The following is a 22,468-nucleotide window of genomic DNA, read 5'->3' on the forward strand; positions in this document are numbered from 1 at the left end:
GATAAATTACAATAGTATGTGTCAAAAAAATAAATGTTTTTTATAGTTGGCACGGATGTTGCAATAGTTTAAGGCAGGAGGTGTTTATCTATGAGAATTGTCAACCATCCAATTTTGACATTTCCACAACAAACCATGGTTTCCTTCACCTTAAATGGTCAAAGGTTAGAAGGAGTAGAGGGAGAGCCGATTGCTGCTGCATTACATGCGGCTGATATAAAGGTATTACGTCATAGTCATGGACGTCATCGTCCTCGTGGTCTTTTTTGTGCAATTGGAAACTGTTCTTCTTGTTTAATGACTGTAGATAAAATTCCGAACGTACGAGTTTGTGTCGAACCCCTTCGTGCTGGTATGGTTGTTGAGACGCAAGAAGGGAGGGGGAAGATTTTATGATTGCTACAGAAATACTAGTTGTTGGTGCTGGTCCTGCGGGCTTAATGGCAGCCATCCATGCTGCAGAAGCTGGGGCAAAAGTACTTTTAGTTGAAAGGGCCGATCGCTTAGGTGGGCAGCTCATCAAACAAACCCATAAGTTTTTTGGTTCAAAAGCTGAATTTGCTGGTGAACGAGGAATCGATATAGCAAATAAGTTAATCAGTTCAAGTCAAGAATGTTCAAATATAACACTTTGGAAGAATGCAGCAGTACTTGGAATTTACCCTGACGGAGTTGTTACTATTTCTCATGAAGGCGCATTCTGCACTGTGAAGCCAAAGAAAATCATTATTGCAACAGGTGCTTCGGAAAAAACAATGACATTTCCTAATAATGATCTACCAGGTATTTATGGTGCAGGGGCAGTGCAGACCTTAATGAATGTACATGGTGTTGTACCAGGCAAACGATTATTAATGGTAGGAGCAGGAAACATTGGTGTAATTGTTGCCTATCAACTATTGCAGGCAGGTGTTGAGGTAGCAGGTATCGTAGAAGCAGCACCTCAAGTAGGTGGATATCAAGTTCATACCGCTAAGTTAAAGCGTCATGGCGTACCAATTTATACTTCTCATTCTGTGAAATCAGCTCACGGGGATTCTTACTTAGAAGGCGTTACCATTTGCAAACTAGACGAAAATTGGCAGCCAATTGAGGGAAGCGATCAATATATTCCTGTAGATGGACTTTGCCTAGCTGTTGGCCTGAGTCCGTTAACAGAATTATTATGGCAGGCTGGCTGTAAGATGAAGTATGCAGGAGAGTTAGGTGGCTATGTTCCTTTGCGGGATGCAAATATGAGAACGACTCACGAGAATATTTATGTTGCAGGTGATGTTTCTGGTGTGGAAGAAGCTTCGGCGGCTATGGTAGAGGGAAAAATAGCAGGACTTTACGTTGCGTCGGCTTTAGGCTATACAAGTAATACATTCTTAAAAGATCTGCAAGAAGCAAAGTTTCAACTGAGTGCTCTACGATCTGGTCCAGCAAGTGTGAAAATCTGTAATGGACTTAGCAAAGTTGTCCTAGAGGAGGTTGGATAGAATGCCATCAAAAGAACGTTTTGCTGAAGGTCCAGTCGCCTTGTTTGAATGTTTACAGCAAATTCCTTGTAATCCCTGCGCAGATGCTTGTCCGCGAGGAGCCATTACGGTAAAAGAAATAAATGATTGTCCTTCGTTAAATGAAGAACTTTGCAATGGTTGTGGCGTCTGTATGACTCATTGCCCAGGAGTATCGATATTCGTAGTAGATTATACCTATAGTAAAGAAGCTGCCTTAGTCAAAATTCCTTATGAGTTTTCTCCTTTGCCCAGTGCCAAGGAAGAGGTGGATGCACTAAATCGACAAGGTGAGTGCGTAGGCAGCGCCCAAGTCATTCGTGTGCAGAACTCACCAAATAAAACAAATATTATTTGGTTATCTGTACCTCAGGAGTTAGCTATGGAGGTCCGTAGCATTCGCCTGAGAAAGGAGGAACGTGATGGAGCAAAATGATATTATTATCTGTCGTTGTGAAGATATAACCTTAGGGGAAATAAGAGAACAAATTGCACTAGGAAAACATACTTTAGAAGAAATTAAAAGAGCTTGTCGCGCTGGCATGGGGCCTTGTCAGGGAAGGACCTGTGCTCCTCTTATTGCTAATGAAATTGCTAAGGCAACCGGAAAGCCCATTTCTGAAATTCCTTTAGCAAAGTTCCGCCCCTCTACCTTACCAATTAAAATGGCTTCCTTGTTAGGAGGGGAAAAAAATGATTAAGTCGGCAGATGTTGTAGTCATTGGTGGTGGTGTTGTTGGTTGCTCTACGGCTTATAACCTAGCCAAATTAGGGGCGGGAAAAGTCGTAGTATTAGAGAAAAACTACCTAGCAAGTGGATCTACTGGCCGTTGCGGTGCAGGCATGCGAATGCAGTGGGGTACTGAAACCAATTGTCTATTATCGAGAGAAAGCGTCAAAATGTTATCCCATTTGCCTGAATTACTCAACGTAGATGTAGATATTGAATTTACGCAAAACGGATATCTTATGCCAGCTTATTCCGAGAAGATGGCAGAGCAGTTTAAACAAAATTTAGTCTTGCAGAAGTCTCTTGCTATTCCAGCAAAGTGGGTAACACCCGAAGAATCTCTAGAGATTGTACCCTTCCTAAATACAAAAGGAATGCTTGGTGCTACTTATTGCGCGGAAGATGGTCATTGTAACCCTTTCAAAGTAACGGAAGCCTATGCTCAAGCTGCAAAAAAACTACAGGTCGAAATTTATACAAATACACAAGTGTTAGGAATTGAAACGGAAAATGGCAAAATTGTGTCTGTCCATACAAACCAGGGAGATATTCAGACAGATACAGTTGTCAATGCGGCAGGAGGATATGCCAAAGAAGTAGGTCGTATGGTTGGCGTGGAACTACCAATCTTTCCAGAACGTCATGAGATTCTTGTAACTGAGCCTGTAGAACCTACTATGGGGCCCATGGTAATGAGTTTTTATCACAACTTGTATTGTCAACAAAGTCCTCATGGCAGCTTTATTATGGGAATTGGTCATCCGAATGAACCGGAAGGATATGATATCAATTCCAGTTGGCAGTTTTTACGTGATATGGTAGAACGAGTAGTGGAAATATTACCTCCCTTAGCAGGGTTAAATATTGTCAGGCAGTGGGCTGGCTTATATGACATGTGTCCTGATCGTACTCCTATACTTGGTAATAGTCCACAATTGCAACGTTTTTATACTGCGGCAGGATTCAGTGGGCATGGCTTCATGATTTCACCGATTACAGGACAATTGATGGCTGAAATGATAGTGGGTAAACCAACGGCATTCCCAATCCAAATGTTTGATGCAGGACGTTTTGAACGTGGTGAACTATTTGTAGAACCTTCTGTCGTATAATCAACTAATTATAGTCTGGTATTTTATTATAAGAAAGCGAGGAATAAATACATGATTACAGAATACAAAAATGAACCGTTTACCAATTTTGGTATCCCTGAAAACAAAGCGGCTATGGAGAAAGCATTGGCTGCGGTACAATTAGAAAAAAGTGCTCATTATCAGTTGGTGATTGGTGGGGAAAAGATTAACACAGAAGCACGTATTACGTCTATCAATCCTTCTAACACAGTTGATATTGTTGGTACAGTAGCTCGGGCCAATGTAGATTTAGCTGAAAAAGCAGTAGAAGCTGCTAAGCAAGCTTTCGCTTCCTGGCAATATGTTTGCCCCGCAGAACGTTCTCTTTACTTGTTTAAAGCATCAGCAGTTTTGCGTAGACGTAAATTTGAGTTTTCCGCTTGGTTGGTAGAAGAAGCAGGAAAAACCTGGGCAGAAGCAGATGCTGATACTGCTGAAGCCATTGATTTTATGGAGTACTATGCTCGTCAGATGGATAAATACGCAAAAGGGATGGAAGTCACTCCTTATCCTGGGGAACAGAATGAATGTTCATATATCCCATTAGGTGTTGGCGTTGTCATTCCACCATGGAATTTCCCATTGGCAATCCTAGCTGGTATGACTGCGGCTGCCATTGTAGCAGGAAATACAGTGATTATGAAGCCTGCTAGTTCTACACCTGTAATTGCCGCTAAGTTTATGGAACTTTGGGAAGAAGTATCGTTGCCTGCTGGTGTTGTCAACTATCTTCCAGGTAGTGGTGGAACGATTGGCGATTATTTGGTTTCCCATGCGCAAGTTCGTTTTATCAACTTTACGGGTTCCAAGGAAATTGGGCTTCGTATTAACAAATTAGCTGCAGATTTGTCCCCGGGACAAAAATGGATTAAACGAGTCGTCGCTGAAATGGGGGGGAAAGATTCTATCATTGTCGACAGTGAAGCGGATATCGAGGAAGCTGCTGCTGGCATTGTTGCCTCTGCCTTTGGTTTCCAAGGACAAAAATGTTCTGCTTGCTCTCGCGCAATTGTTGTAAAAGATGTTTATGACGTTCTGTTAGCAAAAGTAGTTGAAAAAACTAAGGCGCTTCGCATTGGTGCTGCTAGCAGTCCAGATAGTAATATTGGTCCTGTAATTGATGAAAGTTCCTACAAAAAAATTCTAAGTTATATTGAAATAGGCAAAACAGAAGGAAAATTAGAATGTGGTGGATCAACAGCTGGTGATCAAGGTTACTTTATTGAACCCACTGTGTTTTCAGGCATTGCATCAGAAGCACGGATTTCTCAAGAAGAAATTTTTGGCCCAGTACTCGCTGTTATCTCGGCAGATGACTTTGATCATGCCCTAGCCATTGCTAACGGCACTGAATATGGTCTTACTGGTGCGGTATACTCTAAGAATCGTGCAAAACTAGAGCAAGCACGCCGTGAGTTTCATGTAGGTAACTTGTATTTTAATCGTAAATGTACTGGCGCCTTAGTAGGTGTTCATCCTTTTGGCGGCTTTAACTTATCTGGAACGGATTCGAAAGCTGGTGGCGCTGATTATTTACTGTTGTTTTTACAAGCAAAATCCATCTGCGAAAAATTATAATAAAAAGAAGGTTCTTATGCATCAATTCAGATGATGTAGTAAAAGAATGTTACTAATTTCACGGTTCTGGCAGCAAAAAGTATTTAAAATGTTATAAAAAATAAAAAATGTTTTTTTAGAAAAAACACTTGTCAAGTTGAGAAGTGCACGGTATAATGAAAATTAAATACAGATTAAAGCAAAGGTGCTTTAAACAGGGATAATTATCTCTTGTTTAAAGCGCCTTTTTCGATATCTTGGTGGGGGTGGTAGGGAAAAGGGTGGGAGAAAAATATTTACAAAATAATAGGAATAAAAAGGGGGATTATTGTGTTTAAAAAGATGAATGCGAAATGGTTATCTCTAATTGTTGGTACTAGTTTAGTCGCTGGTCTGTTAACTGGGTGTGGCTCAAGTGCAAGTAAAGATATCAAGATTGGTGTTGTATATGAATTAACAGGAAGCACTGCATCTTTTGGTACAGCTGCTGCGAATGGTGCTAAATTAGCATTCAAAGAAATTAATGCCAATGGTGGTGTCTTAGGCAAACAAATTCAAATCTCTGTTGCCGACAACAAAGGTGAACCATCCGAATCCTCTAATGCTATGACAAAAGTTATTTCCCAAGATAAAGTAATTGCCGTTACTGGCTTTACAACTAGCTCAAACGGTATTGCAGGTTCTACAGTTGCAGAAGCAAATAAAATTCCATTTGTTGCCGCTGCGACAACAAATCCTAAAGTAACACTAGATGAAAATACTGGAAAGGTAAAAAACTATACCTTCCGTGTTTGCTTCATTGATCCTTTCCAAGGAACTGTAGGTGCTAATTTCGTTCTAAATTCCTTAAAAGCGAAAAATGCTGCTATTATGATTGATAATTCCAGTGACTATAGCAAAGGATTATCTAAATTCTTTAAAGATGCCTTCACTAAAGGTGGCGGTACAGTCGCTATCGAAGAAGCTTACTTGCAAAATGACCAAGATTTCAAGACGGTGTTAACAAAAATTAAAGCAACCAATCCAGACGTAATTTATGTACCTGGTTATTATGGCGAAGTTGGTAAGATTATTAAACAAGCCCGCGAAATTGGCATCACAGTACCATTCGTTGGTGGCGATGGCTGGGATTCCCCTAAATTAGCTGAAATTGGTGGAGCAGATGCTCTTAATAACTCTTACTTTACGAATCACTATTCCGTTGAAGACAACAGCCCTAAATCAAAAGCTTTCTTAGATGCTTTCCAGAAAGAATATGGTCAAGTGCCAGATGCAATGGCTGTTCTTGGATATGATGCAGCTTATGCTTTAGTAGACGCTATCAAACGTGCTAACAGCACAGATTCAGAAAAAATTCGTGAAGCCCTTGCTGCAACAAAAGACTTCCAAGGTGTAACAGGTGCTTTGACATTAAATGAGACTCATGATGCAATCAAGAGTGCGGTTATAATTGAAATGAAAAATGGCAAGCAAGTATATAAAGAAACAGTTAAACCTTAATTAAAAACTACAAAAGGACTGCCAAGGCAATTTTGCCTTGGCAGTCCTTTTGTAGTTTTATTAACGGAATCAGAAAGTATAACACTTTCTTGATTCCAAGTAAGAACGACTGAGGCTTCTGCCTGCGTCCGAGGACTTGGCACAAGCCAAGTCTTTTCTTATATCGAAGGTTCTTATTGCGGTGTTAAAAGGGTTATATCATTTGCAGCAAAAAAGTCTATATATTCTTTTGGTGGGAGTTTATCAGTGATAAAAAATTTTAAATCTTCTAATCGACAATAAGTCATTAGAGAAGCAATATCTATTTTAGAATGATCAACTAGTAATGAAGTCGTGATACTATTTTCTACTAAGTAGCGTTTTATTTCCGACTCAAGAGGGGATATATTAGTTACACCTTTGGCTAACGACACTCCTGTTGAAGCTAAAAAGGATTTGGAAATATTATAATCCTTTAAAAAACTAATGACACCGATGCCGGTAAGTGAAATGGTTTCCCGATAAAGAACTCCGCCAGTTGAAATTATATTTAATTTTGGATAAGGAATAGAAGCAAGAATAACGTGTAAGTTTGATGTAATAATCGTGATATTTTCTTTAAGAGCAAGGAAAGGAATCATGTGTTTTGTCGTTGTCCCGGAATCAATAAATATAACATCGCCGTCTTCTACCAATTCACTTGCAAGCTTTGCAATTGCTATTTTTTCAGCTTGATTTTTTCCCTCCCTAGATTCAAATGGTTCTCGTGATTCAAATAATTCATTGGGATTCTTCTGGTTAATTGTAATGCCACCATACACTTTTGTGATGAGCCCTTTTTTCTGTAATTCAGTAACATCTCTGCGAATTGTATTTTTGGAAACTTTAAAAACGTCACATAATGTATCCAAAGATACATTTTCTACTTCCCGTATATACTTTTGAATTTCACTAAGTCGATTGATTTTCAAATTATAACCTCACAATTAAGTATTCTTATAATATTATATGCAATATCCACTCATGATACAAGCAAAAATTGTTATTTTATGAGTAAGTTTTGGAGTTCTGTGTGATTAATATCAATAATACATATTACGAACCTTTTAACCATATAATTACCATAAAATTACATTTTAAAACAATGAAATATAAGAATGATAAATTTTTTTGTTAGATAAAGTCATGATTTAATGATGGAAAAAGATTGACAAAGATGATGAAGTGTAGTAATTTATAACTAAAAGGTAATCATAATATAACCAAAAAGAAACAATAATATGCTAAAATTTAATAAGGAGTGGTTAATTTGAATAATATTTTTTTAATGCCATCTAAAATATTATCTGGCATTGGCGCAATAAACCAACTAGAACCACATGTTAGGAACAAAGGAGATAAAGCTCTCATTGTAAGTGATAATATAATGACCAAAATCGGAAATGTTGAGAGAGTATCTAATATACTGGACAAATGTGGAATTTCCTATGAAGTATACGATGAAGTGAATAGCGAGCCTACCGACGTAGTTGTAGAAAAAGGTGTTGCAGTTTTTCAGCAAACTAATTGCAAGTTTATTATTGCCTTGGGTGGCGGAAGTCCTATTGATGCGGCAAAGGCGATTGGTTTTATGTCTGTTAGCAGTGGGAAAATCAATGATTATATGGGTGAAGTTATTAATACGGAAATCCCTTACCTAGTGGCAATTCCGACAACAGCGGGAACGGGGTCGGAAGTTACGCAGTTTACAATTATTACTGACACTGAAAACAATGTAAAGATGTTGTTGAAAGGACCGGCCTTAATGCCGAAGCTCGCTGTAGTCGATCCTGAATTTACGGTAACAACTCCGCCAGCGGTAACGGTTGCAACTGGTATTGACGCCTTAACTCATGCGATTGAGGCATATACATCAAAACGTGCTCAGCCCTTATCGGATGTTTTTGCCTTGTCAGCAATCAAACGTATCTACGATAATTTAAATGTAGTATTTAAAAATGGCCAGAACATGCAAGCAAGGTATGAAATGTCGTTAGGTGCCTTGGAAGCTGGTATTGCTTTTAATAATTCTTCAGTAACAATTGTGCATGGTATGAGTAGGCCTATTGGAGCTATTTTTCATGTTCCCCATGGTGTATCGAATGCGATTTTGCTTGCGAAATGTTTAGAATATGCTATTGCTGGTCATGTTACGAGGTTTGCTGAGATCGCTAAAACCATTGGTATCTATAAAGAAACTATGAGTGAACTAGAAGCCGCTCAAAAACTAGTAAGTGTGATAGAACAGTTTTGTAAGACGTTACAGGTGCCAACTTTAGAAGAATTGAAGATAAATAGAGATGAATTTTATCGAAATCTTGATAAAATGGCAGAAGATGCTCTTGAAAGTGGTAGTCCGGCTAATGCATTGCGAAATTTTAACAAGGACGAAATTATAGAAATCTATATAAAGTTATGGGAATAAAAAAATCTGAAAAATCTTTTATTTTTCGAGTAATTGACAAAGGAGGATATACATGGCTTTAATTACATTGGAAAATGCCTTAGAAAGCATTGGAACTAAGGGGTATGGTATTGGCGCATTTAATATTGCCAATATGGAAATGGTCATGGGTGCAATTCAAGCAGCAGAAGAATTAAATTCTCCAATTATTATCCAGGTAGCAGAGGGACGGATGAAATATTCTCCTCTACATTTAATTGGCCCAGTGATGATCGCAGCGGCCCAAAATGCGAAGGTCCCTGTGGTTGTACACCTTGATCATGGATCGAGCTTATCCGTGATATCACAAGCTCTGGAATTAGGTTTTTCTTCCGTTATGTTTGATGGTTCTCAATACCCTTTAGCGCAAAATATTGAAATGACAAAAAAAATAAAAGAGCTCGCGAAAAAGAAGGGGGCATCCTTAGAAGCTGAAATTGGTAAAGTCGGCGGGTCGGAAGGAGATTATGAGAATATAGAAGTACTTATAACCTCAGTTAAAGAAGCGAAGCAGTTTTATGAAGAAACTCAGGTTGATGCCTTAGCAGTCGCAATTGGTACGATACATGGCACGTATAAGGTAGCGCCTAACTTACAGTTTAATCGGTTAAACGAGATTAAAGAAAGTATTACATGTCCGTTAGTTTTACATGGTGGCTCAGGACTTACAGACGATGATTTTAAGCAATGTATAGCAAAAGGTGTTAAAAAGATAAATATTGCTACAGCGTCTTTTGAAAGTGTAGTGAAAAAAGTAGGTGCTATGTTTGGAAATTCCCGGGATATTACCTACTTTCAACATTCGAATGCGGTTGTTGAAGCGACCTATGAAAATGTGAAACATCATATTAAAATATTTGGTAGCGATAATAGAATCTAAAAATGGAGGCTTTGCAATATGAATAGTATTAAATTTGATTCAGCAAAAAAGATAGATGTAATTCCACTTGGGAGAGTTGCCATTGATTTTAATCCTAACGAACTACATAGGCCTTTATCAGAAGTTACAACCTTTACAAAATATTTGGGCGGATCTCCAGCAAATATTGCTGTAGGACTTGCGCGTTTAAATAAAAAAGTTGGGTTTATTGGCAAGGTTTCAGATGACCAATTTGGTGTTTTCGTTAAAGATTATTTTAAGAGTGAAGGTATCGACATATCGAACATATCTGAAACAAAAAATGGAGAAGTGCTAGGACTTACATTTACAGAAATATTGAGCCCAACTCAAAGTCAAATATTAATGTATAGAAATGGAGTGGCAGATCTTCAATTATCAACAGAAGATATTTCTGAGGAATACATAAAAAACTCTAAAATCTTACTGATTTCTGGAACTGCATTAGCGGCTAGTCCTTCGAGAGAAGCATGCTTTTTAGCAATGGAATATGCAAAAAGGCATGGGACGATGATTATATTTGATATTGATTATCGTAGTTATACTTGGAAATCAAAAGCAGAAATTGCAATTTATTACTCGTTAGCAGGTAAAATGAGTGATATTATTATTGGCTCTCGTGAAGAATTTGATTTGACGGAAATGCTAGATGAGAATAACGATGTAAAAGATTATCAGATCGCTGATAAATATATAAATTATGGCAATAAAATTGTAATTATAAAACACGGAAAAAAAGGTTCTATCGCCTATTGTGAAGATAAAAATGCTTATAAAGTAAATTCTTTTTCCATACAACTTCTTAAGTCCTTTGGTGGCGGAGATGCTTATGCATCTGCTTTCATTTATGGTATTTTAGAAAATTGGGATATCAAGGAAGCATTAGAGTTTGGAACGGCATCAGCAGCTATGGTGGTTTCTAGCCACAGTTGTTCGGGAGCGATGCCGAAAGTGGCAGACATTAAGAACTTTATTGAAAGCAAGAGGGAAGAAGTCATTACAAAAATTGATTGGGAGGCAAGAGTATGATTGGATGCTTGGAAGAAATTAAATCAGGATACAATTCAGTAACTGAGGTGGCCAATCAAGAACATAACATGTTAATGGATGTAGGCATTATGAAAATGTCTTCGAAAATGAGAAGTAGTTTTTTCGAAAAAGATAAAGAGATGGCTTTTTTGCTGTTGAATGGTAAGTTAACTATGTCTTGGGATGGACAAGAGAAAGCTATGGTAAGAAACTCCGTATTTAATGAAGAGCCTTGGTGTTTACATGTTCCAAAAGATACGGTGGTTACAATTGAGGCTCTGAGTGATTGCGAGATCTTAGTGCAAAAAACGGATAATGACAAAATGTTTAAAAGTAAACTATATGGTCCGGAGGATTGCACTAGCGAGCAGTTCGGAAAGGGAGTTTGGAATGAGGCAGCATTGCGACTTGTACGGACCGTGTTTGACTATTCCAATGCACCTTATTCTAATATGGTTATGGGAGAAGTAATTACTTATCCTGGTCGATGGTCTAGCTATATTCCTCATCATCACCCACAACCAGAAGTTTATTATTACAAATTTGATAAACCGCAAGGTTTTGGCTGTTCAATTATTGGCGACAATGTTTTCAAAGTAAAAGATAATGGTTTTTCCCTGATTCCTGGAGGAGTGGTTCATCCGCAGATTGCGGCTCCTGGTTATGCTATGTATTATTGTTGGATGATACGGCATTTGGAAAATAATCCTTGGACGGATCGAATTAATGAAAAATGCCATGAATGGTTACTTGATAAAAATGCAAAAATTTGGCCTGAAAAGTAAAATAAATCTTGTTTCTTTATATCTAGAATTAATTGATTATTTAAAAATCACACAGAATTGCCAATAAATTAAAAGTTTCAAGTTAATTACTTATTCTGGAGGATGTGTAGAATGCAGACAGTAAAATTAACGACGGCGCAGGCGTTAGTCAAATTTTTAAATCAGCAATATATTGAAGTTGATGGTAAAAGAGAAAGGTTTGTTAGAGGCATTTTTACCATATTTGGTCATGGTAATGTGGTGGGAATTGGACAGGCGTTGGAAGAGGAAATGGGAAGCTTAGAAGTGTATCAAGGTAAAAATGAGCAAGGAATGGCACATGCGGCAGCTGCTTTTGCAAAACAAAAAAACCGCAAGCAAATTTACGCGTGCACATCTTCCGTGGGACCTGGTGCTGCCAATATGATTACAGCTGCTGCAACAGCGACAGCAAATAATATTCCTCTGTTGTTGCTACCAGGCGATGTGTTTGCTAGTAGGCAACCAGATCCAGTATTACAACAAATCGAGCAGCCGCACAATTTATCCATCTCAACGAATGACGCATTTAAGGCAGTTAGTAAATATTGGGACAGGGTCAACAGACCGGAACAGCTTATGACGGCTATGATTAATGCGATGAGGGTATTGACTGACTCGGCAGAAACGGGGGCTGTTACTATTGCGCTGCCCCAAGATGTACAAGGCGAGGCTTACGATTATCCCCTGTCTTTCTTTAAAGAGCGGGTACATCGAATCGATCGAAGATCTCCTTCAGAAGCTGCACTTCAAGATGCAATTGAAGTGATAGCAAGAAAGAAGACGCCGATTATCGTGTGTGGTGGTGGCGTGAGGTATTCGGAAGCGGGCGAAACACTTAGGAAATTTGCAGAAGCTTTTCATATACCTTTTGGCGAAACACAAGCAGGGAAAAGTGCAATCGTAAGCAGTCATCCTTTAAACTTAGGAGGAATTGGTGTTACGGGAAATTCTGCTGCCAATGACATTGCTCATGGTGCAGATCTTGTAATTGGTATTGGAACTAGATTTACTGATTTTACTACTGGCTCTAAAAGCGTTTTTACAAATGAAAACGTTGAATTTTTGACAATAAATGTTTCGGAATTTCATGCTGGTAAGTTAGATGCGATAAAAGTGGTCGCTGATGCAAAGGTCACCTTAGAATGCTTAGGTGAGAAGCTAAAAGAGGTAGGATACAAAACGGCGTACACTGATCAAATCGAGAAGGCGCAAATGGCTTGGCAGATGGAATTGGACAGATTGAATAAAGTTAATTATTCTTCAAAGGGATTTATACCTGAAGTGGATGGCTGCTTTAGTGAAGAAAAGATTGCGGAGTATAATCATGTTTTGCAGTCAGCATTAACACAAACTGCAGTAATTGGTGAGCTCAATCGCTTATTTGATGATAGTGCTGTTGTTGTCGGTGCATCAGGTAGTTTGCCAGGTGATTTGCAAAGAGTATGGCGTGCTAAAGAAGCGGGAACGTATCATATGGAATATGGATATTCTTGCATGGGATATGAAGTTTCAGGAGCTTTAGGTGTTAAACTAGCCGAACCAGAACGAGAAGTTTACGCGATGACGGGTGATGGAAGTTATTTAATGCTTCATTCTGAACTAGTGACAAGTATTCAAGAAGACATAAAAATCAATGTTATATTGTTTGATAATATTGGCTTTGGGTGTATCAATAATTTGCAAATGGGTAATGGAATGGGAAGCTTCTACACGGAGTTTAGAAAGCGCAATGGGAAAAACGGTAAGCTAGATGGAGATCTTATGAAAATAGATTTTGCCAAACAGGCTGATGCCTATGGGGTAAAAACCTATTCTGTACGTACATTAGAAGAATTACAATTTGCTGTTGAAGATGCAAAGAAGCAGCTAGTATCAACATTGATTGATATTAAAGTACTGCCAAAAACAATGACTCATGGCTATGGGGCGGGATGGCATGTTGGTATCGCTGAAGTGTCTTCAAATCCTAAAATTAATGCTGCTTATAAAGAAAAAGAACAGTTCTTGATGGGTGCAAGAAAGTATTAAAAAGGTGCGTATTAAATTATTGGAAGGTGGAGTAAATATGTTGAAAATTGGTATTATTGGTGCTGGTAGAATTGGTAAGGTTCATGCAGAAAGCATTAGTAACTATGTTAAAGGAGCAGAAGTCAAGGCAATTGCCGATCCCTTTTTAAATCAAGAAACAAAAGAGTGGGCTAATGGTATGGGCATAAAACATGCCTACACGGACTATAAAGAAATTTTAAATGATGCTGAAATTGATGCCGTATTAATTTGCTCTTCTACAGATACTCATTCACCTATTTCGATTGAAGCAATTCAAGCTGGGAAACACGTATTCTGCGAGAAACCAGTTGATCATGATGTAGAAAAAATTAAAGAAGTAATGAAAGTAGTGCAAAGCTCAAAATGTAAATATCAAGTAGGTTTTAACCGTCGATTTGATCACAATTTTAGAAGTGCTAAAGAAGCCGTAGAAGCTGGAAAAATTGGGACACAGCATATTATAAAAATTACTTCTCGTGATCCAGAGGCACCGCCAATTAGTTATGTAAAAGTTTCAGGTGGTATGTTCCTTGATATGACGATTCACGATTTTGATATGGTTCGCTATTTGTCAGGCAGTGAAGTAGAAGAAGTGTATGCTGTTGGAGGCGTGTTAGTTGATCCTGCGATTGGTGAGGCTGGTGATATTGATACAGCGATCATAACAATGAAACTAAAAAACGGTGCTATGGCAGTCATTGATAATTGTAGACGCGCCTCTTATGGTTATGACCAACGTGCCGAAGTTTTTGGTTCTAAAGGGTCCGTTGAGATAGGTAACGATGCTTCCTCTACGGCAATATTGAGTACTAGTGATGGAGTTGTTGCTGAGAAACCATTGCATTTTTTCCTTGAAAGATACATGCAGGCTTACGCTAATGAAATCCGAGAATTTGTTGAAGCCATTGTTGAAGATAAAGATGTTCCAGTTAATGTTGTTGATGGGCTGGAGCCTGTAATTATTGGGCTTGCGGCCAAAAAATCAATAATCGAAAGTAGACCAGTAAAAACAGCAGAGATTAAAAGCAGCTTCGGTTTGTAAGGCTTTTTGTATTAACTAGATATTGTTTTTCTCTTTGGTGCGATTATACAATCCTTCTTTTCCTTCTTTCTCTTGAACGATTGTATAATTCGCACTATATAATAAAAATTATAAATACCTAAGGAGATGTGAAAATGTTTGATACTGCTAATGTAAAACTTGGTATAGCCCCAATTGCGTGGACGAACGATGATATGCCAGATTTGGGCAAAGAGAATACTTTTGAACAGTGTATTAGTGAAATGGCACTCGCTGGATTTACAGGCAGTGAGGTTGGTAATAAATACCCGAGAGATACAAAAACTCTAAAAAAAGCATTACAACTTCGTGGTATTGAAATTGCTAGTGCTTGGTTTAGTGCTTTTCTAACGGTGAAACCATTTTCAGAAGTTGCAGCAGCGTTTAAAGAACATCGTGACTTCTTATGTGAGATGGGAGCAAAGGTGATTGTTGTATCAGAGCAAGGTCACAGCATTCAAGGAAAACTGGATATGCCGATATTTACTAAAAAACCACATTTTTCTGAGGAAGAGTGGAGTAAGCTTGCTGAGGGGCTTAATAAACTTGGAGAGTTAGCCCAAGAAAAGGATATGAAGGTCGTATACCATCACCATATGGGAACAGGGGTTCAAACTGAGGAAGAAATTGATAAACTAATGGCAATGACTGATGAAAAATTAGTATATTTGTTATTTGATACTGGGCATCTAGTATTCTCCGGGGAAGATTATTTGAAAGTGTTGAATAAACATATCCATCGAATTAAACATGTTCACCTAAAGGATATCAGAGCAGATTTAATGCCAAAAATTAAGAACTCAAACCTTAGCTTTTTAGATTCTGTGAGGCTCGGTGCTTTTACTGTTCCGGGAGACGGATGCATTAACTTTGTACCGGTGTTCGAGGTACTAGCAAAAAATAATTACAAAGGCTGGTTTATCGTTGAAGCAGAGCAAGATCCTGAAAAAGCCAATCCTTTGGAGTACGCAATGAAAGCTAGAGATTATATAAAACAAACAACGGGGCTTTAAAAATACAATCTCCTTAAGTTCGGATAAGTACTATATTCATTAATAGAGCTAAGAGAAATGATGATGATGGAAATTAGACGGCGTAGAGCTTACGCGGTTTATATAGGTCTAGTGCCGCGTAAGTTCTGATAATTTTTAAAAGGAGTGGGACAAATGAATTTATTCAAATGGTTCTTAACTGGTGAAGCAAAGCCGCGTATTCAGGATCCTGAGCAAGTAAAGAAGATGTATACCAGGGCTAGATGGCAGGGAATGACTGCAATGATCTTGGGTTATGGTATGTATTATGTCATGAAAATGACTTTAGGTGTTGCCAAGAAACCTATGATACAAGCTGGTTTTTCGGCTACCGAATTGGGACAAATTGGTGCAGGATTACTTATTGCATACGCGTTTGGTAAGTGCTTTCATGGATTTCTTGGTGACAGGTGCAGTGTCAAAAAGCTAGTGCCTATTGGCCTGCTTGGCTCAGCTATAGTTAATGTTATACTAGGATTTACCCCTTATTTTTGGGCGTTCATGGTACTTTGGTTTGTCAATGGCTGGTTTCAGTCGATGGGCTCGGCACCATGTATTGTTGGTATCACTCAATGGTTTCCCAAGAGTCAAGTTGCTACCCAATATGGTGTATTTAGTATTGCTCATTATCTAGGTGAAGGTGCTACATTCATATTTTCAGCAATGTTAATTGTTAAATTTGGTTGGGAGTCTGCATTTTTGTATCCAGGACTCGCTTGTTTGATTATTGCATTTATCATGTATAAATTTATGTTTGACCGACCAGAAGCATATGGCTTACCAACTGCGAATGAATATAATGGAGAGGTTGTAGAAGTAGTAAAGGAAAAACAGAAAACTACAAAAGAAGCACAAATCGAAGTAATAAAGAATCCATACGTTTGGTTAGTTGCATTAAGCGCTACTTGTATGGGGATTGCTCGTTATTCAATAAGCAGCTGGGGTGTTATTTATCTCCAAGAGGTTAAAGCTTATGATTTGGTGGCGGCCGGTAGTGTACTTGCTATAACGCCTTTAATGGGAGGAATTGGATCCTTTGCATCGGGTTTTATTTCAGATAAAATCTTTAAATCAAACCATGCGTTAACGACTATATTTTTTGGACTTGTCATGCTGGGGGGATTAGTTGGCTTTTGTTTAAATCCAGCAGGACATCAAATGTTAGATACTGTATTTATGGCGATTTTTGGTTTTGGTTTAGGTGTTATACTCTGTTTTGTCGGCGGCATGCTTGCAGTTGATCTTTGTTCACAAAAGGCTGCTGGCGCTGCTATGGGGGTAGTTGGATTGTTAGCTTATGCAGGTGCCGCAGTACAAGACGTACTCAATGGCATGCTGATGGATGCCAGTAAACTTATGATAAACGGTAAAATTGTATATAACTTTGATAACATTAAGATGTTTTGGATTGGTTCTGTAATTCTTATGATTGTGCTGCTTGTACCAATCTTGTGGGCAAAAAAAGCCCAAGCTAAAAAAGATGCTGAACTGCTAAATACAGCGGGTTAATCACATTTAGATAGGGGAAAAAGAATATGGTAAGCATTATTGCGGATTTGCATACGCACACCCTTGCTTGTGGACATGGCTTTAGTACTGTTACAGAAGTCATCCGTGCAGCGGCTGATTGCAAACTAGAAGCGGTGGCTTTAACTGAACATGGTCCAGGCTATCCAGGGGGTGTGGGAATTGCTTATTTTAATACCTACCGAGATATCCCTCCTGAAATGTTTGGGATCAAGGTTTTTAAAGGATGCGAAGCAAACCTCATGAATTTTTCTGGTGAATTGGATTTTGATGCTGAGCGCTTGGCTAAAATGGATGTAGTGATTGCTAGTTGCCATAAAGAAGTAACTCCGATTGGCTCAGTCGAGGAAAATACAGCAATGTATATAGGGGCAATCAAAAACCCTTATGTAGATATTATTGGACATCCTGATTCGCCCTTATATCCAGTTGATATGGAGAAAATAGTAAAAGCTGCAGTTGAATATAATGTAGCTTTAGAAGTTAATAATAGTTCACCAGCTGCTCGTCCAGGAAGTGAGGCAATTTGTACGGAAATGATTCAGTATGCTAAACGTTTCGGGGCAAAATTAGCAGTTGGCTCTGATGCCCATTATCATCTTATAGTCGGACGATTTGACTATGCTTTTGCTATAATTAATCAACTTGAATATCCATTAGATCGAGTAATTAACACATCGATGGAGACGTTGCTCTCTCATCTCAGACGAAATAGATAGTATACTAGGCTAAAAATAATGAAAGTTTTATACATGAAATAATTCATAAGATGCAGGAAGCTGCATCTTATGAATTGTTAAAACATTCGATTAATTACTTGAAAAATAAAAAGAGATACTAAAACTCTTACATTTGACAAAGGTGTTTATGGTGTTTTTATGGGATTCTATGTGGTCATACACACTTTAATTGGCATGAATCTAGAAAACTATAAGATGATAGAAATTGAACTCTTTTGGAAAAAATGAAGGGAAATGACGCAGGGGGAATAGTAGTGAGTGGTTTATCTTCTATTTTGAGTGGTCCTTATTTACTAGCACCTACCACAACTAGTATTACAGTTACGTGGGAGACAAGCTTACCAATTGATGCAATTGTCTCAGTTTGGGATAATGAACAACGGAACAATATGAAAGTAGATGTGAAATGTGAGCGTGGAACTCCTTGGAAGGATAATCCTGAAGGAATTTGTATGTATCGGGCAGTGCTTAATCAACTTAATCCTAATACAATATATATTTATAAAATTATATTGGAATCAGGTGAAATACGAGAAGGCACTTTTAAGACATTGAGCGAGGATCCAGATGAAATTCGAATTTTCACGTTAAGTGATTCTCATTTATTTAAAATAAGTAAGGAATTTACAAATGCTGTTTTAGAAAAAAGACCAGACTTTATCATCCATTCTGGTGATATATCGTTGGCAACAGGTTATCAAAAAGATGACTACGCTGCAAACTGGTTCCATAAAGGAGCAGACTTCCTAAAAGAAATTCCCGCTATATATGCCTTTGGAAATCATGATATTAGCCCATATTATGATGATTTTTTTATGCATGCTCAAAAGAGTGTTTTTCAGACAGATCAAACAGGTCATAATGTTTCTTTCAATTATGGAAATACCCATTTCATGTTTTTAGATAGCAATCCATGGGGACTCTTTGAAATGAATGCCGTTAATTCGGGGTTGCCTATTGATGAGGTTACAAAAAATAATATTGCAATTACGTTACAGTGGCTTACTGATGATTTGAAATCGGTAGTAGCTCAAAATGCCACATGGAGAATTTTGGTGTTGCATCATCCATATACAGATGATTTTACAAATAAACATATTGTTCCTATTGCCGAGAAACATAATGTGAATTTAGTGATCGCAGGACATTTGCATTATTATATAAAAAATATTTCCATTAATCCGGCGGTTGGTGCAAAAACTATCTACATTAGTCAAGGAAGTGCCCAGGATCATGAAGCACAACTAGACTATGGGAAAGAAGATGAGCGAATTTTGCCGAATTTTCCTGAAGTTGTTGCTGAAGGGAAATCGAATTATGGATATATTTCTATTAAAAAAGACGCCTTAGTGTTTAAGAGTTATGGTTTTGAAAAAGGTACAACTAACAGCAAGTTTGTTGATGAAGTGATTCTTGTAAAGGAAAATTCACCGATAGTGGTATCTGATATTACTTTGAAAGCAGATAGTAAACAGGGAATTGTAGTTATTGAATGTTGTGTTAAAAATGAGGGAAGAGGTCTATCTGATGTAGTTCTAACAATAGAAGACAATGATAGAAAATTTATTCAAAACTTATTTGGCGCTAAAGGGAAAGAAAGAGTTGTAGTACTAAACCCAGGTGAAGTCAAAAAAGTAAGGACAGAATATGTTATTTTAGAAGCGGGGAGACATAACATAAAAGTAGGTGATGTAACAGAAGTCATTGATGTTTTGCTACCAGAGCCGATTGGTTTTGAAAACTTGGCAGTTAACGTTGGTCAAGGGAAAGCCTCCAATGTTATTTTTACGACAGTAGAAATGACCAACTATAAAGAAAGTAATATTTCGACAAATGTTGATTTACATGTAAACGACCGGATTGTTGTTACTCAGAAAGTAGAATTGCAACCTTTTGAGAAAAAGAAGTTAGATTTCACCTATCAAAGCCCTAAAGGGGGAACCTACAAAATAAGAATAGGAAATTTAGCCTGCAAAGAGGTTGCCGTAGAGGGAACTTTGAAAGGAATACCTATAGTTAAAGATTTATCAGGTAACGGCAACCATGGTTTATTAAGGGGGGCGCCCAACCTAGTTGTTGATGGTGACAGGATAGCGGTATCCCTTGATCATGATGAGGATTACATTGAAGTTCCTGATAGTAAAACGCTGCATGTCGAGGATGGGTATACTGGCATTGTTTGGGCTAGTCTCAATAGGTTGGCTACAAGAGAAGAAATGGGACATAATCCCTTAATGGTAAAAGGCATTTCTACTGGATGGGGAGCTACTTATTTATTAAGAATGTGTGTTGAAAGAAGTGGCAATTTGAAATGGGGTACCTGCCATGGAATTACCGAATATTCTTGGCAAGGCGGCAAAGTGAACGTCGGAGAGTGGATTCAATATACTTCTGCCTTTGATAAAAAGAGTGGCGGGACATCGTACTGTAATAACCAAAAGGTTGCAGAGACCCCTGGAATAAAATTGGACGAGCCACTGCGTAATTGGGAGGGGCTTCCTCTTTTTATTGGATATTCCTATATAGGTCATATCATAAAAGAAATTGGCAGGCCTAAATATTTTACACATCTTCCTGCGAAAATTAATCAAGCTCGTTTCTATAAAAGAAAACTTACTCAAGAAGAAAATCAGTATATCTATGAACATCCTTACGAAATCGGACCTGGCAGTAGCGATTTGGTTGCTTGGCTAGATTTTCGGCATATGGAAACGCGGGGTATACATAAAACGGAATGGCGCAGGCCGGCGATTTTCCATCCCTCCTATAAAACTGAGAAAAAACTGTGGAATTTTACCACTCTTACGACTGATGTAACAATATCTGGACTAGCTTCTTTAATGGCGGTGGTTGAAGTATCTGATGACGGAGAAAATGTTAAGGAGTCTAAAAGGATCATCTTGCAGAGTGGGATTCAAAAAATCGATATATCTGATTTACCTAAAGCTCAATATATAAGAATTGTAACCGAAATGAATTCTTCTATTACATTAGACGGTACCTTTATTCCAGAGTTAAATGAATATACGATATGTGCTACTACCGATGGAATAATAACAAGAATGACATGGGGAACTCGAAGTGACTGGGAAAAAGGAGATTTTGAAGGCGCTATTGGCTTTGAGCCATTAAATAGAACAAAAGAGTTTGAAGAATATACTGATGTAATTCATGGATAAGTAAAACATGAAGTAAGACCATCTAAGGCTCAAAGTTTTGTAGTGAAAAATACAAAAGAAAATGTAGGGGAGAGATGGGGATGAGTAACGTTTTTTTTGAAAAGGATTTAAATCGCAGGGATTTTCTACGCTTATCGGCAGGGGCAGCTGCGGCATTAACTGTTGGGACAGTGATACCTACAACAGGAATGGCAAAAGGAATAACTGTCGGAGCTACTAAAATGTCACTCGCTGATTGTGTCAAACTAGGACCTGCGGCAATGGCTGAAAAATCGGATATGGTCAAAAAAGGTTATGAATATTTATTGAAATGTAGCAGTCAAATATCAGATAACGCTATTCGTAATGTCGCTATCGAAGGTTTGAAAAATCCAGTACCGAAGTTGATGGAATTGTATCCAACTGATAGTGAAAAAGAAGTTGTAAGACGAAAATTAGTGGATGCTGGTTATTTGAAAGATGACGTTACTTATAACCAGTTTTTACCCCCGTGTAAAGGCCCAAATATAAATGTTCAACCCTTTTATACAGCTCCTGGCAGCGGCTGGAAAAGTCATCATGCCTATCCGGGGGGATTGGTGACTCATGTAGCGGTTGATATGAAAACCGCTTTGGGTATTTATGATGCATATTATGATATATATGGATACCACATGAACAAGGAACTCATTATATCTGCCATTCTTATCCATGATATACAAAAAGCTTGGGTACTTCAGTGGAAAGAAGATGGATCATGCTTGCCAGAAGTCAATGTGGCCGGTACAGGTGTGCATCATGTTTTAGCCATTGCTGACACAGTTTATCGAGGGCTTTCTCCAGAGTTGATTGTGGCAATCGCTTGTTCACATAATCATCCTGGTTGGGCTGCTGATGAAGCGCAGGTAGTAGGCTGGATTAAAGCTGCATGTATTATGGTAGATAAGAATCCTGTGAAAATTGGCTTACTGGGATCTGATGGCAATACTCTGCCACTGCCACGTCGTCAAGAAGGGTTTATGGTTCACTTAGGTGATCATGATTATGTATTGACAGCACCTGCGGCAAACTGGATGGTTGCCAAGCTTAGTGAAATTGCAAAGAAAGACTATGGTATGTCGGATGAAGATCTTAAGGGGAAGGTGTTTAACGCATTTCGCAATTATTTGTTTTCTCAGATAAGTGTTAAACGATTACATCAATTGTGGGTAGAAAGTGGTGAAAATGTCCTCGGCGAGACTGTCAAAAGTATAATTTCTCTATAAATAGTGATTTGAGGTATGCTTTATC

The 22,468-nt window shown here is 38.2% G+C and carries 19 protein-coding genes; 18 read left to right on the forward strand and 1 reads right to left on the reverse strand.

All coding sequences use genetic code 11. The features are described from left to right. Positions 1-90: 90 nt before the first annotated feature. The 7 genes from QSJ81_RS06100 to QSJ81_RS06130 all read left to right on the forward strand — a co-directional run bounded on the left by QSJ81_RS06100 (position 91) and on the right by QSJ81_RS06130 (position 6,419). The gene (locus tag QSJ81_RS06100) at positions 91-396 is read left to right on the forward strand and encodes a (2Fe-2S)-binding protein (RefSeq protein ID WP_285716527.1); all 306 of its coding nucleotides are present in this window, start codon (positions 91-93) and stop codon (positions 394-396) included. Beyond that, positions 393-1,481: an NAD(P)/FAD-dependent oxidoreductase gene (locus tag QSJ81_RS06105; protein WP_285716528.1), complete on the forward strand. Its 1,089-nt coding sequence runs from the start codon at positions 393-395 to the stop codon at positions 1,479-1,481. The genes QSJ81_RS06100 and QSJ81_RS06105 overlap by 4 nt, the downstream gene beginning before the upstream one ends. A 1-nt stretch (position 1,482) precedes the next feature. After that, the gene (locus QSJ81_RS06110) at positions 1,483-1,935 is read left to right on the forward strand and encodes a 4Fe-4S binding protein (protein ID WP_285716529.1); all 453 of its coding nucleotides are present in this window, start codon (positions 1,483-1,485) and stop codon (positions 1,933-1,935) included. Next, positions 1,922-2,200 (forward strand): (2Fe-2S)-binding protein, encoded by a 279-nt coding sequence (locus QSJ81_RS06115; protein ID WP_285716530.1) that lies wholly within the window; start codon positions 1,922-1,924, stop codon positions 2,198-2,200. Before QSJ81_RS06110 ends, QSJ81_RS06115 begins: the two co-directional genes overlap by 14 nt. Then, positions 2,193-3,341, forward strand: coding sequence for an NAD(P)/FAD-dependent oxidoreductase (locus QSJ81_RS06120; protein ID WP_285716531.1), 1,149 nt, complete (start codon positions 2,193-2,195; stop codon positions 3,339-3,341). Before QSJ81_RS06115 ends, QSJ81_RS06120 begins: the two co-directional genes overlap by 8 nt. A 51-nt stretch (positions 3,342-3,392) precedes the next feature. After that, positions 3,393-4,940 (forward strand): L-glutamate gamma-semialdehyde dehydrogenase, encoded by a 1,548-nt coding sequence (pruA, locus tag QSJ81_RS06125; RefSeq protein ID WP_285716532.1) that lies wholly within the window; start codon positions 3,393-3,395, stop codon positions 4,938-4,940. Between the two features lie 309 nt (positions 4,941-5,249). Continuing rightward, complete coding sequence (locus QSJ81_RS06130) at positions 5,250-6,419, forward strand: ABC transporter substrate-binding protein (protein WP_285716533.1); 1,170 nt, start codon at positions 5,250-5,252, stop codon at positions 6,417-6,419. Positions 6,420-6,592: 173 nt separating this feature from the next. Here QSJ81_RS06130 and QSJ81_RS06135 read toward each other — a convergent pair whose 3' ends face one another. Beyond that, the gene (locus QSJ81_RS06135; protein WP_285716534.1) at positions 6,593-7,369 is read right to left on the reverse strand and encodes a DeoR/GlpR family DNA-binding transcription regulator; all 777 of its coding nucleotides are present in this window, start codon (positions 7,367-7,369) and stop codon (positions 6,593-6,595) included. A gap of 338 nt (positions 7,370-7,707) precedes the next feature. On the opposite strand from QSJ81_RS06135, the gene QSJ81_RS06140 reads away from it, so the two are divergent. From QSJ81_RS06140 to QSJ81_RS06190, 11 genes are all read left to right on the forward strand, one after another. After that, complete coding sequence (locus tag QSJ81_RS06140; protein ID WP_285716535.1) at positions 7,708-8,862, forward strand: iron-containing alcohol dehydrogenase; 1,155 nt, start codon at positions 7,708-7,710, stop codon at positions 8,860-8,862. 52 nt (positions 8,863-8,914) lie between these two features. Beyond that, positions 8,915-9,760, forward strand: coding sequence for a class II fructose-bisphosphate aldolase (locus QSJ81_RS06145; RefSeq protein ID WP_285716536.1), 846 nt, complete (start codon positions 8,915-8,917; stop codon positions 9,758-9,760). Positions 9,761-9,778: 18 nt separating this feature from the next. Further along, on the forward strand, positions 9,779-10,807 hold the full coding sequence (gene iolC, locus QSJ81_RS06150) for a 5-dehydro-2-deoxygluconokinase (protein ID WP_285716537.1): 1,029 nt from the start codon (positions 9,779-9,781) through the stop codon (positions 10,805-10,807). Beyond that, positions 10,804-11,592 carry a 5-deoxy-glucuronate isomerase gene (locus tag QSJ81_RS06155; protein WP_285716538.1) on the forward strand — a complete coding sequence of 263 codons (789 nt, stop codon included), beginning with the start codon at positions 10,804-10,806 and terminating at the stop codon, positions 11,590-11,592. Before iolC ends, QSJ81_RS06155 begins: the two co-directional genes overlap by 4 nt. A 111-nt stretch (positions 11,593-11,703) precedes the next feature. Continuing rightward, a complete protein-coding gene (gene iolD / locus QSJ81_RS06160; protein WP_285716539.1) occupies positions 11,704-13,641 on the forward strand; it encodes a 3D-(3,5/4)-trihydroxycyclohexane-1,2-dione acylhydrolase (decyclizing) in 1,938 nt (645 codons plus the stop codon). Between the two features lie 37 nt (positions 13,642-13,678). Beyond that, positions 13,679-14,704: an inositol 2-dehydrogenase gene (gene iolG / locus QSJ81_RS06165; protein WP_285716540.1), complete on the forward strand. Its 1,026-nt coding sequence runs from the start codon at positions 13,679-13,681 to the stop codon at positions 14,702-14,704. Positions 14,705-14,838: 134 nt separating this feature from the next. Next, positions 14,839-15,735 carry a myo-inosose-2 dehydratase gene (gene iolE, locus QSJ81_RS06170; protein WP_285716541.1) on the forward strand — a complete coding sequence of 299 codons (897 nt, stop codon included), beginning with the start codon at positions 14,839-14,841 and terminating at the stop codon, positions 15,733-15,735. 153 nt (positions 15,736-15,888) lie between these two features. After that, entirely contained in the window at positions 15,889-17,262 is a 1,374-nt protein-coding gene (locus QSJ81_RS06175; protein ID WP_285716542.1) for an MFS transporter, read from the forward strand. Between the two features lie 26 nt (positions 17,263-17,288). Continuing rightward, complete coding sequence (locus QSJ81_RS06180) at positions 17,289-17,999, forward strand: phosphatase (protein WP_285716543.1); 711 nt, start codon at positions 17,289-17,291, stop codon at positions 17,997-17,999. Positions 18,000-18,274: 275 nt separating this feature from the next. Then, entirely contained in the window at positions 18,275-21,199 is a 2,925-nt protein-coding gene (locus tag QSJ81_RS06185) for a purple acid phosphatase family protein (RefSeq protein WP_285716544.1), read from the forward strand. A gap of 80 nt (positions 21,200-21,279) precedes the next feature. Further along, a complete protein-coding gene (locus tag QSJ81_RS06190; RefSeq protein WP_285716545.1) occupies positions 21,280-22,443 on the forward strand; it encodes a twin-arginine translocation signal domain-containing protein in 1,164 nt (387 codons plus the stop codon). Positions 22,444-22,468 lie beyond the last annotated feature (25 nt).

The sequence above is a fragment of the Pelosinus sp. IPA-1 genome (assembly GCF_030269905.1).
Classification (GTDB): Bacteria; Bacillota; Negativicutes; order DSM-13327; family DSM-13327; genus Pelosinus.

Excerpts from the sequence above, each read along its gene's own strand:
- QSJ81_RS06110 (WP_285716529.1), top strand. The coding sequence starts at position 1,483 with ATGCCATCAAAAGAACGTTTTGCTGAAGGTCCAGTCGCCTTGTTTGAA.
- QSJ81_RS06115 (WP_285716530.1), top strand. The coding sequence starts at position 1,922 with ATGGAGCAAAATGATATTATTATCTGTCGTTGTGAAGATATAACCTTA.
- QSJ81_RS06190 (WP_285716545.1), top strand. The coding sequence starts at position 21,280 with ATGAGTAACGTTTTTTTTGAAAAGGATTTAAATCGCAGGGATTTTCTA.
- QSJ81_RS06145 (WP_285716536.1), top strand. The coding sequence starts at position 8,915 with ATGGCTTTAATTACATTGGAAAATGCCTTAGAAAGCATTGGAACTAAG.
- QSJ81_RS06175 (WP_285716542.1), top strand. The coding sequence starts at position 15,889 with ATGAATTTATTCAAATGGTTCTTAACTGGTGAAGCAAAGCCGCGTATT.
- QSJ81_RS06155 (WP_285716538.1), top strand. The coding sequence starts at position 10,804 with ATGATTGGATGCTTGGAAGAAATTAAATCAGGATACAATTCAGTAACT.
- iolD (WP_285716539.1), top strand. The coding sequence starts at position 11,704 with ATGCAGACAGTAAAATTAACGACGGCGCAGGCGTTAGTCAAATTTTTA.
- iolE (WP_285716541.1), top strand. The coding sequence starts at position 14,839 with ATGTTTGATACTGCTAATGTAAAACTTGGTATAGCCCCAATTGCGTGG.
- QSJ81_RS06180 (WP_285716543.1), top strand. The coding sequence starts at position 17,289 with ATGGTAAGCATTATTGCGGATTTGCATACGCACACCCTTGCTTGTGGA.
- pruA (WP_285716532.1), top strand. The coding sequence starts at position 3,393 with ATGATTACAGAATACAAAAATGAACCGTTTACCAATTTTGGTATCCCT.
- iolC (WP_285716537.1), top strand. The coding sequence starts at position 9,779 with ATGAATAGTATTAAATTTGATTCAGCAAAAAAGATAGATGTAATTCCA.
- QSJ81_RS06100 (WP_285716527.1), top strand. The coding sequence starts at position 91 with ATGAGAATTGTCAACCATCCAATTTTGACATTTCCACAACAAACCATG.
- QSJ81_RS06120 (WP_285716531.1), top strand. The coding sequence starts at position 2,193 with ATGATTAAGTCGGCAGATGTTGTAGTCATTGGTGGTGGTGTTGTTGGT.
- QSJ81_RS06105 (WP_285716528.1), top strand. The coding sequence starts at position 393 with ATGATTGCTACAGAAATACTAGTTGTTGGTGCTGGTCCTGCGGGCTTA.
- iolG (WP_285716540.1), top strand. The coding sequence starts at position 13,679 with ATGTTGAAAATTGGTATTATTGGTGCTGGTAGAATTGGTAAGGTTCAT.